Origin of the sequence: Amycolatopsis sp. A1MSW2902 (assembly GCF_017312175.1) — a bacterium.
In the GTDB taxonomy this organism is placed as follows: Bacteria; Actinomycetota; Actinomycetes; order Mycobacteriales; family Pseudonocardiaceae; genus Amycolatopsis; species Amycolatopsis nivea.
Genome location: NZ_QJPO01000003.1, coordinates 180,129 through 193,095, shown reverse-complemented (window position 1 = coordinate 193,095; position 12,967 = coordinate 180,129). Strand labels below are relative to the sequence as shown.

Genomic DNA, 12,967 nt, shown 5'->3' with positions numbered 1-12,967 from the left:
CGCCGTCACGCGCCGTCGGGGTCGTTGCGCTTCTGGCGCAGGGATCGGCGCACCAGCATCGCCGTCAGCACAATGATGACCAGGGCCAGCGCCACCACGGTATCCGGTATAGCGCCGAAAACCCGCTGGACCGTCTGCTGCGCCTCGAATTGCTGGTCGACGCCGACTGCGGCCCCGACGGCTGCGGTGCCGTCGGTGGCCAGGAACAGCACGCCGATGGCGATGAACAGCAGGCCGGAGATCAGGGACGTCGACTGGGTGCGCAGCGGGCCGATCCGCAGCTCGCGGCCGCGCAGCCAGCGTCGCGAAGACAGGCGCAGGCGGTCCCACAACAGGGCCAGCGCGAACAGCGGTGCTGCCATCCCGACGGCGTAGACGGCCATCAGCAAGGCGCCGTAGGCCGGGTGCGCGCCGAGCGCGGCGACGGTCAGAATGCCGCCCAGCAGCGGGCCGGAGCAGAATCCGGCGAGGCCGTACACCGTGCCGAGCGCGAAAACGGAGACCAGGCTGGAGATTCGCCATTTCCCGGCGAACCGTCCGGCGGCGGTGCTGCCGAATCCGAGGCCGGCGATCGTCATCAGCCCGAGCAACACCAGCAACGCGCCGCCCACGGTGGTGGCGATGCCGCGGTAGCGGGTGAGCAGTTCCCCGATCGCCGCCACCCCGGCGCCCAGCGGCACGAGCACGACCATGAGGCCCGCGAGGAAGGCGGCGGTGCGCGAAAGCAGCGCGCCGACTGTGCCGAACGCGTAAGCGAAAAACGACGGCAGCAGCAGCGCGGCACACGGGCTGACCAGAGAAAGGAGACCGCCGAGGAACGCGGTGAGCAGGCTGACGCCGGTCACGACGCGCCGGCCAGGGCGCGGTCGATCTGCTGCTCGAACAGCTCGGTCGGCTGGGCGCCGAGGACCGGGTAGCCGTTGACGGAGAACGCGGGCGTGCTGGACACCCCGAGCGCGGACGCCTCGGCGAGGTCCGTGCGCACCTCCTGGGCGAGCTGCGGGGAGGCGGTGTCCTGCTGGAAGCGGGCCAGGTCGGGGACGCCGGCGGTGCGGGCGAATTCCAGGAGCCGGTCCGGGGGCAGGTCGGGGTGGCCCTTCTCGGGCGCGGCGTCGTAGAGGGCGTGGTTGAACTCCCAGAACTTCCCCTGCAGTGCCGCGGCGCGGCCCGCGATCGCGGCTTGCATCGACTGGTCGCCGAAGATGGGGAAGTCGCGCCACTCGATCCGCAGCTTGCCGGTGTCGACGTACCGTTTGGCCAGCGTGCGTTCGGTGTCCTTGCTGAACTTCGCGCAGAACGGGCATCGGTAGTCGGAGAAGATCACCATGGACACCGGTGCGTCCGGCTTGCCGAGCGCGAGCGGATCGCCGGGTTTGCGGTGCGCGAGTTCGCCGAGTGGGCCGAGGGACGGTTTGGCTGCCGGGGCAGCGGAGGCAGGCGAGGCGTTCGTGTCTGTCTTCGAGGAAACGACCGCGAAGACCACGAGTCCGACCACAGCGACGACCAGCGCCACCGCCAGGACGAGGGTGGGCACTCCGCCGTTGCGCCGAGCCATGCCGCCGACTCCTCTACTAAGTCGATAGTAGTTGACTACTAAGAACCTAGTAGACGACGGCGGCCGGAGATCAGCCGGGGCCGGGAAGTCAGCTGGTGCGGCTCAGGCAGAGCAGCGTGAGCGACGCGACCGCCATCGCGGCGGACACCAGCGGCGGCAAGAGCGCCGTGGTTCCGGCGAGGCCGCGGGAGATCGCCCCGGAGCGCCGCAGCATCGGCGAGCGGGGCCGGGTCAGCCACGAAACCCTGGCTTGGACGTGCGCGCCGAAACCGACGACACCGGGTGGGGCAGGGGCCGGTGCCATCGAGTGTAGGGCACCGGTGACGGCGGGAAGACCGCACGCGTTGACGGCCGCGGCATCCGCGGAAAGCTCGCACAGCACGGAAATCGCGGCCGGGGCGGCTCGGCACAACGGAACCCACGGCAGTGCTCGGGCCATCGAATGGGCGAGGGTGACCGCGAGATGGTGCCGTCCGCGCAGATGTGCTCGTTCATGGGCGAGCACGGCTTCGGCGACCTCGTCGTCGAGGCGGTCCACCGCGGTCGAGGCGACGACGATCCCGCGGCGGAACCGGCCGATGGAGAACGCGAGCGGCTGTTCGCTGGGCACCCACCAGACGTCGCCGGACACCCGCGCCACCGCGCGCAGGGTCCTCGCGCGGTCGCGGCGGTTCCGGCTGCCGCTGACCAGATCCGCGGTCAGCACGCTGCCGAGCCGGAGGAGGAGCAGCAGCACGGTGAGCCCGGTGAGGAGCCGGGTCAGCAGGAGCCACGGGAACGCGGAGTGGCCGATCGCCCGCCAGCAGACGGTAGCGAGCCCGAGCGCTCCGTCGGGGACGGCCGGGTCGGGGCTCAGCAGGATGACGGCCGCCGAGAGGGCGGTCGCGATCATCGAGAGGGCGGCGACCAGCCACGCGCACAGCGACAGGGCGGGATGGACCCGCGGCGTGCTGCCGGGCCGCAGGTAACGGGGCGCCCCGGCGGCGATGACGACCGAGGCGAGCAGGAAGGCGACGGCGAGCGTCACGAGCGCTCCGGCTTCCGGGGCTCGTCGAGGGCTTGGCGCAGGAACTGCGATTCCTCGGTGTTCATGTCGCGCGCGAAGCTCATCAGCACCCCGCGCGGATCTCCCAGCGAGTCGAGCAGATCGCGGAGCATCTGCGCCCCGGCCTCCTCCCGGGCGCGAGTGGGACGGTAGGACCACGCGCGCCCGTCGCGTTCCCGGACGACCCAGCCTTTGGTGTGCAGGTTGTCGAGCACGGTCATGACGGTGGTGTAGGCGAGATCGCGCTCGGCCCGCAGCGTCGAATGGACCGCACGGACGGTCTGGGGGACATCCGAGTCCCACAGCGCCGCCATGATTCGGCTTTCCAAGTCACCTAGACCAGCCACCACAGTGATGTACCACAGCTGGGTCGGACGGGTGTCTCCCGGTGGTGCCTGCTGACGCGAATCGCCCGCCAGCTGTCTGGCGGGCGATTCGGCTGATCACCGGGATTCCGACGTGGCGTGGTCTGGATTCGGCGGCCCTGCCGTCCCGTTGTTCAGCCGACGACGCAGCACCACGACCCACCACAGGAACCCGACCCCCAGCACGACCGCGGCAGTGACCGCGTTCTGCCGGTTCTCCGCAGGCACCGTCAGCGCAGCGACCACGGCGGCGCACCAGAGCAGGCCGAGCACGACGACGGGGTTCAGCCAGCGGCCGAGGTCGAAGACGCCGGGCCGGGCGGCGGGGATGCGGCCTCGGCGGGCGGCGATGGCGGTCGCGGTCAGGGTCAGGCCGTAGACCAGGTAGTAGGTCAGGCCGACCATGGCGTAGATCTGGCCGACGATGCCGCCGTTGAGCAGGTTGAGCCCGATCGCGACCGCGGCGACGAAGACGATCGCCCGGACCGGGGCGCGGCTGCGGCTGCCGACCTTCTGCAGGCCCCGGGACGCGGGCAGCATGTTGTCGCGGGACAGCGCGAAGGTCATCCGGGTCGCGACCGCCATGTTGGCGATCAGGCAGGCGAAGATCGAGGCGAAGGCGACCACGATCATCATCGCCCGGGCGAACGGCCCGAGATGCACGGCGAGCAAGCGCAGCACCGGGTTTTCCGCGCTGGCGAAGAAAGTCGCGGGGTCGGCGGGCAGGGCCATGCCCAGCAGCGCGAAGATCAGGAAGCCGATGACGCCGGACACGAGCACGGCCCGGAACATCGCGCGCGGGGCGGCGCGGCGCGGGTCGAGCGTTTCCTCCGCGAGGTCGGCGGCTCCTTCCCAGCCGAGGAGCACGTAGACCGGGAGCAAGGCCGCCAGCGAGATGCCGGTGAGGGTCGCCGCGCCTCCGCTCAGCGGGTGGGTGTCGGTCAGGATCCGGGGGCCTTCGGTGTGGCCGAAGAACACGAGCAGCCCGGCGACCAGCACGATGCCGAGCACGACGGTGCCGATCAGTTCGATGGACGCGCCGATGTTGTTGATCCGCGTCGCGACCTTGACCCCGATGATGTTCAGCCCGGCGACCACGACGGTGCACCCGATGGACAGCGCCTGCACCTGGCGCGGCGTCGGGTCCGTCCAGATCTCCGGCGCGAACACCGTGCCGACCGCGGCGGCCGTCCCGGCGGTGCCGGCGAGGAACGAGACCAGCGCGATCCAGCCGGTGAACCAGCCGAAGTTCGGGCCGACCAGCCGGCTCGACCATTGGTAGGCGTAGCCGGTGATGGGGATCCGCCCGGCCAGGTGCGCGTACACCGCGACCAGGGTGAGGACCAGCAGCAGCACCGGCAGCCACAGGAAGACCGCCGAACCGCCGAGGTACTGGTAGGGATCGGTGAACAGGGTGATGATGCCGGTGTTGATCGACACCATCGAGAACGCGAGCGCGAACGCGGTGAACGAGCTCATGGTCCGGCGCAGCTGCGGCCGGTAGCCGAGCGTGGCGAGATCGTCGTCGTCGGAAACCCGTGCGGCGCGGGCCCGGGTGGCGCCCGGGTGCTCCGGCGCGTTCACCGGACGCCGGTCCCGTAGTCGCGTTCGACGTCGCCGAGCACGTCGTCCAGGACGTCGAGAGCGTGCGAAAGCTGCTCCCGGCTGATGTCGAGCGGCGGCTTGATCTTGATCAGGCTGCCCAGGTTCGCGTAGCGGCTTTCCCCGAAGATCACTCCCTTGCGTTGCGCCCGAAGGAAAACCTCGTGCGCTTCGGCGGGCGCCGGTTCCTTGGTCGCCCGGTCGCGGACCAAATCGATCGACACCATCAGGCCGGGGGAGCGGACGTCGCCGATCAGCGGGTGGCGTGTCTGCATCTCCCGCAGCCGCTCGGTCGCATAGGCACCGTGCTCGGCCGCGCGGGCGGGCAGGTCGTCCTCGATGATCGCTTTGACCGTCGCGAGCCCGGCGGCGATCGAAACGGGGAACTGGCCGAAGGTGAGCTGGTCGTCGCCGGCGAGGAACTTCGCGTGCTCGTGCTTGGCGAGGACCCCGGCGAGCGGGAAGCCGCCGCCGACGCCCTTGCCGAACACGAGGATGTCGGGGTCGAGGCCGTAGTGCTCGCTCGCCCACATCCGCCCGGTCCGGCCGAACCCGGTCTGCACCTCGTCGACGATCAGCAGCATCCCGAATTCGTCGCAGAGCTCGCGGATGCCCCGGTGCCAGCTCGCGGAGAACTCGTTGTGCCCGCCGTTGCCCTGGATCGGTTCGTAGATCAGGGCGGCGACCGGGCCTTCGGCGCCCTTCTCCAGGATGTCGCGGACGATCGCGAGCGTCAGTTCGGTGTCCTCTTCGGCGGTCCGGCCGAGCCGGGGGCGGAAGAGGTCCGGCCGGGGCAGCCGCAGGAAGCGGGGCTGCAGCCGGGCGAACGCGTTGCCCGGATGCGGCCAGCTGGCGGCCATCGTGGCGATCGACCGTCCGTGGTAGCCGTCGTGCAGCACCGCGACGTGTTCGGCGTCCGGGCGGTTGCGCAGGGCGAGTTTCAGCGCCATCTCCACCGCCATCGACCCGTGCAGGGTGAACCCGACCCGGTTGAGGTCGCCGGGGGCGATCGACACCATCAGTGCGGCCAGCTCGAGCAGCGCCGGGGTGTGGAAAGTGGGCCGGGCGTGGGTGAGCTCGCGAGTCTGCGCGATCGCGGCCTCGATGACGCGCTCGTCGCCGGCGCCGAGGTTGTTCGACCAGGCCTGCGCGGTGCAGTCGAGGTACTCGTTGCCGCGGTCGTCCCACACCAGCGAGCCCTGGGCGCGGACCAGGGTCAGCTTCTCCGGGTCGCCGCCGGCCGGCTCGTGCAGGAGGGCCTCCCGCCCGAGGAGGTGCAGGTCGGGCGTGTCCGTCAGCGTGCTCGTCACGGTTTCTCCTTGGCAGCGCGGTGGATGTCCGCCCGAGCGTAAGAACGCGAGGCGGTCCGGCGGAAAGACGGAATTGAGTAGACTTCATAGATGCTCTCTATGAATGTGGAGTTGCGGCATCTGCGCGCGTTCGTCGCCGTGGCCGAGGCGGCGAACTTCACGAGGGCGGCCGAGGCGCTGCTGATCTCCCAGCCGTCATTGAGCTACACGATCCGCCAGCTCGAAGGGCAGCTGGGCTTCCGCCTGTTCGCGCGCACGACCCGCGCGACCGCGCTCACCTCGGCGGGGGAGACGTTCCTCGCCGAGGCGCGAGCGGTGCTGGCCCGATTCGACCAGGCGGCCGTTCTGGCGCGCCGGATGGCGGTCGGCGAGGTCGGCACGCTGCGCGTCGGGTACCTCATCGGCGCGGTCGTCGACCTGGTCCCCGCGATCATGCGGGCGTTCGCGGGCCGGTATCCGGACCTGGACGTCGAACTGGTGGAGTACGACTTCTCCGCGCCCCGGTGCGGGCTCGACACCGGCGAAACCGACGTCGCGATCGTCCGGCCGCCGCTGGATTTGCCCGACCTGCGCGAGCGAATCCTGCGCCGCGAAAAATGCGTCGCGTGCGTCCCGGAAGGACACCCGATCGCCGGACAGCCGGAGGTCGGCGTGGCCCGCCTGCTGAGCGAGCCGATCGTCGCCGCTCCCGGCGACGGGCAGTGGCGGGATTCCTGGATCCTGACCGGCCTGCGCGGCGAATCCCCTGTGGTGGCCTGCGAAGCCGCCACGTTCGAAGCGGAGCTTCAGGCCGTCGCGTTGGGGCGGGGCTTGTCGATCGTGCCCGCTTCGGCGAGCCAGTTCTACGCGCGTCCGGGAGTGCGGTTCGTGCCGGTCTCGGACCTTCCGGAGTGCACGGTCGCGGTCGCCTGTTCCGCGGACGCGCCGCAAGCCGCGAAGAACTTCGCGGAGGCCGCGGCGGAGACTGCGCGCGAGTTGTCCGATCGGCCTCAGTGAGCCATCGTCAGCGGCGGCGGCCCGGTGGTGCCGCGGACGACCAGTTTCGGGTCGAGCACTGTTTCGGCCGGTGCGACGGTTTCGTCCTCGAGCCGGGCGACTGCCTGGCGGACGGCCTGTTCGGCGATCCGGTTCGCGTCCTGGCGGACGGTGGTCAGGTCGAAGTGCGAAAGGTGCGACAGGTGGCTGTCGTCGTAGCCGACCACGGACAGGTCTTTGGGCACGTCGAGCCCGGCTCGGGCGAAGGCGTGCAGCAGGCCTGCGGCGCAGCGGTCGTTGCCGGCCAGGATCGCGGTGGGCAGGCGGTCTTCGTCGAGCAGCTGCCGGGCCGCGGTCATTCCGGCGTCTTCGGTGTATTCGCCGGGCAGGACGCGGGCGGGCAGTTTGTGCTTGCGCATCGCTCCGCGGTAGGCGCGGCGGCGGTCCGAGGCTCCCGGGCCCTTGCCGCCGTCGACGTGGACGATTTCGCGGTGGCCCAGTTCGGCCAGGTAGTCGATGGCTTGGCGGACCCCGACCGTGTCGGCGGTGTGGACGCTGTCCAGGTGCGCGCCGGGCACGCGCCGGCTGACTGACACCGCGACCGTGCGGCGGCCGAGTTCGGCGAGGTAGGCCTGCGGGGACGTGGGGCCCAGCAGGATCACCGCCTCGCAGCGGTGGCTCAGCAGGGCTTCCACCGCCTTGGCTTCGTCCCGTCCGGGGGCGCTGGCCGAGAGCAGCACGTCGTAGCCCAGGCGTTCGGCCTCCGGGTAGATGCCTTCGACCAGGTCCGCGTCGAACGGCTGGTGCACGGTCAGCACGACGCCCAGCGTGCGGCTGCGGCCCCGGGCGAGCAGCCGCGCCGCGTTGTCCGGGTGGTAGCCGAGTTCGTCGGCGGCGCGCAGCACCCGCTGCCGGGTGGCCTCGCTGGCGCCGGGCTGGTCGCGGAAGACGAGCGAGACGAGCGCGCGGGAGACGCCGGCCTTGGCGGCGACGTCGACCATCGTCGGGCGCCGCGGCTTGCCCGCGGGTTCCGCGCCGTCCGCGGGGCCGGGCGGCACTCGGTCGGGCACGTGCGCTCCTCTCGTCGGCGTTCCCGGCGATTCTTCCAGGCTTTCCCGCCCGCCCTTGACACCCGGGTGTGACAGCCAGCATAGTTCTTCGCACTAGAGCGCGCTAGTAGAGCGCGCTAGACAGATTCCCTCCGACGTCCGGGAGGACCGCAAGTGACGACGATGTCCCGCATCACCGCCGGGAACCTGTGCCTCGGGTCGGCGCCCGACTCGTGGGGCGTGTGGTTCCCCGAAGACGAGCAGCAGGTGCCCTGGACCCGCTTCCTCGACGAGCTCGCGAGCGCCGGGTACCGGTGGTTCGAACTCGGCCCGTACGGCTACCTGCCCACCGACCCGCGGCAACTGGCCGACGAGGCCGCCGCCCGGGGCCTGCAGGTCTCCGGCGGCACCACGTTCGGCGCGTTGCACCGCCCGGAAAAGTGGGCCGAGACGGTCGCGACGGCCCGCCGGGTCGCGGAGCTGACCGCCGCCGCGGGCGCGCACCATCTCGTGTTCATCCCGCCGATGTACCGCGACGAGAAGACCGGCGCGTACACCGAAGAACCGCAGCTCACCGCGGAGCAGTGCAACTCGCTCGGCGGGCGCGCGAACGAACTGGGCCGGATCCTGCTGGACGAGTACGGCGTGCGGCTGGTCCTGCATCCGCACGCGGACAGCCACATCCAGACCCAGCCGGAGATCGAGCGGTTCCTGAACGAGACCGATTCCCGGTACGCCAACCTGTGCCTGGACACCGGGCACGTCGCCTACGGCGGCGGCGACAACCTCGACCTGATCCGCCGGTTCGCCGAACGCATCGGCTACGTGCACATCAAGCAGATGGACGCGGACGTGCTCGCGCAGGTGGCCGCCGAAGGGCTGTCGTTCGGCGAAGCGGTCAAACGAGGCGTGTGCGTCGAGCCGCCCGCGGGCGTGCCGGACCCGGCGTCCGTCGTCGAGGCACTGTCCGCTTTGGACGCGGAGCTCTTCGTGATCGTGGAACAGGACCTGTATCCGTGCGCGGCCGAGGTCCCGCTGCCGATCGCGGTGCGCACCCGCGAATATCTCGCCGCGCAGGGACTGTCCGGCACCGCCCGGCCGCGCCTGGGCTGACCACGATCCGGGGAACCACGGGGAAACTCACGCGCCAGTGGGGTCTGGCGCACCGAACCGGGAGCAACCGCATGAGTCACGTCCGGGCAACGACGCCACCGGCCGTACCGCTTGAGGAGAAGGGCCCGCATTCCCGCCGGCTGCGGCTGGTCACCGTCATCGCGACGTTCGGCGGCCTGCTGTTCGGCTACGACACCGGGGTCATCAACGGCGCGCTGCCGTACATGAAGGCCGACCTCGGCCTGTCCCCGTTCACCGAAGGGCTGGTCACGAGTTCGCTGCTGCTGGGAGCCGCGCTCGGCGCGATCCTCGGCGGGCGGCTGGCCGACCGGCGGGGGCGGCGGCGCACGATCCTGGTGCTGGCCGCGATCTTCCTGATCGGCACGCTGGGCTGCACGCTCGCCCCGGTCACCGCCGTGATGGTGCTCAGCCGGTTCGTGCTGGGCCTGGCCGTCGGCGGTGCTTCGGTGACGGTGCCGACCTACTTGGCCGAAGTGTCGCCCGCGGAACGGCGCGGCCGGCTCGTCACCCAGAACGAGCTGATGATCGTGTCCGGCCAGCTGCTCGCGTTCACCTTCAACGCGTTCATCGGCAACGCGTTCGGCGAGAGCAACGGCGTGTGGCGCTGGATGCTGGTGATCGCGACCCTGCCCGCGGTGGTGCTGTGGTTCGGCATGCTGGTGATGCCGGAAAGCCCGCGCTGGCTGGTGTCGAAGGACCGGTTCGCCGACGCGCTGGCGGTGCTGAAGCAGGTGCGCTCGGAGCAGCGCGCGACGGCCGAACTCGACGAGGTGCGCCGGCTCGCGCTGGAGGACAAGAAGTCCCAGACCGGCGGGCTGCGCGACCTCGCCACTCCGTGGATCCGGCGGCTGGTGCTCGTCGGCATCGGGATCGGGGTCGTGCAGCAGGTGACCGGGGTCAACTCGATAATGTACTACGGCACGCAGATCCTCACCGACGCCGGGTTCTCCGCGAACAGCGCGCTGACCGCGAACATCGCCAACGGGGTGATCTCGGTGCTGGCCACGTTCGCCGGGATCTACCTGCTGGGCAAGGTGAACCGCCGCCCGATGCTGATCGCCGGGCAGATCGGCACGACGTCGGCGCTGCTGCTGATCGGGCTGTTCTCCCTGCTGCTGCCCGCCGGGCAGGGCCGGGCGTTCGTGGTGCTCGCGCTGACCATCACGTTCCTGGCGTTCCAGCAGGGCGCGATCTCGCCGGTCACCTGGCTGATGCTGTCGGAGATCTTCCCGCTGAAGCTGCGCGGGCTCGGCATGGGCATCGCGAGCCTGGTGCTGTGGCTGACGAACTTCGCGATCGGCCTGACGTTCCCGATCCTGGTCGACGCGCTGCACATCTCCATGACGTTCTTCCTGTTCGTGCTGCTCGGGCTGGCGGCGATCGCCTTCGTGGCGAAGGTCGTCCCGGAGACCCGCGGCCGCTCGCTGGAAGCACTGGAAACCGAGCTGCACCAACGGTTCGGCGCGCCCGCGCTGGCCGCGAAGGAGGGCTGAACGATGGCGGTGCTCGCCGCGGTCACTGACTCGCGGGAAGGGGATCTCGCGCTCGCTCGCGGGATCGAGGAAGCCGAGCTGCGCGGGACGAAGCTGCTGGTGGCGAACCTGCGGCTGACCCCGCTGGACGCGCCGGCCGCGGCGGAGGTCCTGGACCGCCGCCCCGGCGTGGACGTCGCCGAGCACGTGCTCGACCTGCTGGCCGAGCGGGCCGGCGAGGTCGACCTGCTGGTGATCGGGATGAAACGGCGTTCGCCGGTGGGGAAGCTCGTGCTCGGCAGCGTCGCGCAGCGGCTGCTGCTCGGCGCGGAGGTGCCTGTCCTGGCTGTGAAGACAGCCGAATACTGAAGAGGTGAAGGGAGAACCCGCCGTGACCGTACGCGTGGGAGTGATCGGGGCCGGGATGATCGGGCAGGACCACGTCCGGCGGCTGACCGAGGTGGTCGCCGGAGCCGAGGTGGTCGCGGTGGCCGACCTCGACGCCGAGCGGGCCGCGCGGGTCGCCGAGGCGGTCGGCGCCCGGGCGGCCGCCGACGGGGCTGACCTGATCGGACAGTCCGATGTGGACGCTGTGGTCGTCACGTCGTGGGGGCCGACGCACGCGGAGCACGTCCTGGCGGCGATCGCCGCGGGGAAGCCGGTGTTCTGCGAGAAACCGCTGGCCACCACGGCGGAGGACTGTCTGCGGATCGTCGAGGCCGAGCAGGCCTTCGGCCGCCGGCTCGTGCAGGTCGGGTTCATGCGCCGTTACGACGCGGGGTACCGCGAGATGAAACGCGTGCTGGACGCGGGCGAGATCGGCACGCCGCTGATGGTGCACTGCGCGCACCGCAACGCGACGGTGCCGGAGAGCTACCACTCGGAGATGGCCGCGCAGGACACCGCCGTGCACGAGATCGACGTGCTGCGCTGGCTGCTGTCCGACGAGATCGTGTCCGCGCAGGTGCTCACGCCGCGGTCGACGGGGAACCGGTTCCCGCACCTGCGGGACCCGCAGATCATGCTGTTCGAGACGGCGGCCGGGGTGCGGATCGACCTCGAGGTGTTCGTGAACTGCCAGTACGGCTACGACATCCAGTGCGAGACGGTGGGCGAGGCCGGGCTGGTCCGGCTGCCCGACCCGGCGAGTCCCGCCGTGCGCACCGCCGGGTCGAGCCGGGTGGCGGTGCTCCAGGACTGGAAGCAGCGGTTCGCCGCGGCGTTCGACGTCGAATTCCAGGAATGGATCGACACGCTGGCGGCCGGCCGTGAGCCGGCCGGACCGTCCTCTTGGGACGGTTACGCCGCGACGGTGATCACCGACGCGACGGTGGAGGCCCTGCACACCGGCCGGGTCGTCGGGGTGACGATGAAGGACCGGCCCGCCTTCTACGCCGGGGACGCGCGGTGAAGCTGGGTGCCTACACCGCTTGCCTGCACGACCACACCCTGGCCGAGGCGCTCGACGTGCTGCGGGCCAACGGATTGACCTCGGCGGAGGTGAACAGCGGCGGATTTCTCCCGGCCCCGCACTGCCCGGTCGACCTGCTGCTGTCCTCGGCCTCGGCGCGGCGCGAGTACCTGGGGGCGTTCGCGGAGCGCGGCATCGAGCTGACAGCGTTGAACTGCAACGGGAATCCGCTCAACCCGCTGCCGGGCGTCGGGCCGAAGCACGCCGAGGACCTGCGCCGCAGCATCCGGCTGGCCGGGCTGCTCGGCGTGCGGAATGTCGTGACCATGTCCGGCACTCCCGGCTCCGACCCGGACGCGAAATACCCGTCGTGGGTGGTGAACCCGTGGGACGGCGTGTACCTGGACGTGCTGGACTACCAGTGGGACGTCGCGGCGGAGTTCTGGAACGAGATCGATGCGCTGGCCCGGGAAAACGGCGTCCGGGTCGCGATCGAGATGCATCCGCACAACCTGGCGTTCTCGCCGGTGACGCTGAAGCGGCTGGTCGACGAGACCGGCGCGACGAACCTCGGCGCGGAACTGGACCCGTCGCACCTGATGTGGCAGGGCATGGACGTGCTCGCCTGCATCCGGTGGCTGGGCCCGCTGGTGTTCCACGCCGCGGCGAAGGACGTGACGCTCTGCCCCGGGGCGGACGTCCGCGGCGTGCTGGACACGTCGTTCACCCGAGTGCCCGCCGCGCAGGAAGGCAAGGTCCCGACCGGGATCGGCTACTGGTGCTCGGCCTGGCCGCAGGACCCGGCGTGGAAGTTCGTCGCGGTCGGCCTCGGGCACGACACGGGCTACTGGACCGGGTTCCTGCGTGCGTTGCAAGAGGTCGATCCGGGGATCGCGGTGAACATCGAACACGAGGACGCCGCCTACTCGCAGACCGAAGGGCTCGCGCTCGCGGCGAAAAACCTGCACGCCGCCGCTCGCGACTTGTGAAGCCGATCCACGCGCGGGGCGGCCGGGGCACTTTCCCGGCCGCCCCGCCTGTTCTCCGGA

13 protein-coding genes are annotated in these 12,967 nt (G+C 71.0%); 6 read left to right on the top strand and 7 right to left on the bottom strand.

Features of this window, described 5'->3' with window-relative positions; genetic code table 11:
• Positions 1–5: 5 nt before the first annotated feature.
• The 6 genes from DMP23_RS44015 to DMP23_RS43990 form a co-directional block, all read right to left on the bottom strand.
• Positions 6–845: a cytochrome c biogenesis CcdA family protein gene (locus tag DMP23_RS44015; protein WP_337824740.1), complete on the bottom strand. Its 840-nt coding sequence runs from the start codon at positions 843–845 to the stop codon at positions 6–8.
• Positions 842–1,555 (bottom strand): DsbA family protein, encoded by a 714-nt coding sequence (locus DMP23_RS44010; protein ID WP_337824739.1) that lies wholly within the window; start codon positions 1,553–1,555, stop codon positions 842–844. The genes DMP23_RS44015 and DMP23_RS44010 overlap by 4 nt, the downstream gene beginning before the upstream one ends.
• Before the next feature lie 88 nt (positions 1,556–1,643).
• Positions 1,644–2,582, bottom strand: coding sequence for a M56 family metallopeptidase (locus DMP23_RS44005; protein ID WP_337824738.1), 939 nt, complete (start codon positions 2,580–2,582; stop codon positions 1,644–1,646).
• Positions 2,579–2,947, bottom strand: a complete 369-nt coding sequence (locus DMP23_RS44000) for a BlaI/MecI/CopY family transcriptional regulator (RefSeq protein ID WP_337824737.1) — start codon at positions 2,945–2,947, stop codon at positions 2,579–2,581. The genes DMP23_RS44005 and DMP23_RS44000 overlap by 4 nt, the downstream gene beginning before the upstream one ends.
• Before the next feature lie 96 nt (positions 2,948–3,043).
• Positions 3,044–4,549 carry an APC family permease gene (locus DMP23_RS43995; protein WP_337824736.1) on the bottom strand — a complete coding sequence of 502 codons (1,506 nt, stop codon included), beginning with the start codon at positions 4,547–4,549 and terminating at the stop codon, positions 3,044–3,046.
• Positions 4,546–5,877 carry an aspartate aminotransferase family protein gene (locus DMP23_RS43990; protein ID WP_337824735.1) on the bottom strand — a complete coding sequence of 444 codons (1,332 nt, stop codon included), beginning with the start codon at positions 5,875–5,877 and terminating at the stop codon, positions 4,546–4,548. The genes DMP23_RS43995 and DMP23_RS43990 overlap by 4 nt, the downstream gene beginning before the upstream one ends.
• Before the next feature lie 90 nt (positions 5,878–5,967).
• Between DMP23_RS43990 and DMP23_RS43985 the strand changes: the two genes are divergently transcribed.
• Positions 5,968–6,873, top strand: coding sequence for a LysR family transcriptional regulator (locus DMP23_RS43985; protein WP_337824734.1), 906 nt, complete (start codon positions 5,968–5,970; stop codon positions 6,871–6,873).
• Here DMP23_RS43985 and DMP23_RS43980 read toward each other — a convergent pair.
• Entirely contained in the window at positions 6,867–7,922 is a 1,056-nt protein-coding gene (locus DMP23_RS43980) for a LacI family DNA-binding transcriptional regulator (RefSeq protein WP_337824733.1), read from the bottom strand. The two genes, DMP23_RS43985 and DMP23_RS43980, sit on opposite strands and share 7 nt — an antisense overlap.
• A 162-nt stretch (positions 7,923–8,084) precedes the next feature.
• On the opposite strand from DMP23_RS43980, the gene DMP23_RS43975 reads away from it, so the two are divergent.
• The 5 genes from DMP23_RS43975 (at position 8,085) to DMP23_RS43955 (ending at position 12,907) form a co-directional block, all read left to right on the top strand.
• Complete coding sequence (locus DMP23_RS43975; protein ID WP_337825125.1) at positions 8,085–9,014, top strand: TIM barrel protein; 930 nt, start codon at positions 8,085–8,087, stop codon at positions 9,012–9,014.
• 71 nt (positions 9,015–9,085) lie between these two features.
• Positions 9,086–10,528, top strand: coding sequence for a sugar porter family MFS transporter (locus DMP23_RS43970; protein ID WP_134731584.1), 1,443 nt, complete (start codon positions 9,086–9,088; stop codon positions 10,526–10,528).
• 3 nt (positions 10,529–10,531) lie between these two features.
• On the top strand, positions 10,532–10,876 hold the full coding sequence (locus tag DMP23_RS43965; RefSeq protein WP_134731586.1) for a universal stress protein: 345 nt from the start codon (positions 10,532–10,534) through the stop codon (positions 10,874–10,876).
• A 22-nt stretch (positions 10,877–10,898) separates the two neighbouring features.
• Entirely contained in the window at positions 10,899–11,918 is a 1,020-nt protein-coding gene (locus tag DMP23_RS43960; RefSeq protein ID WP_337824732.1) for a Gfo/Idh/MocA family oxidoreductase, read from the top strand.
• A complete protein-coding gene (locus DMP23_RS43955) occupies positions 11,915–12,907 on the top strand; it encodes a sugar phosphate isomerase/epimerase family protein (protein WP_337824731.1) in 993 nt (330 codons plus the stop codon). The genes DMP23_RS43960 and DMP23_RS43955 overlap by 4 nt, the downstream gene beginning before the upstream one ends.
• The last annotated feature ends 60 nt before the right edge of the window (positions 12,908–12,967 follow it).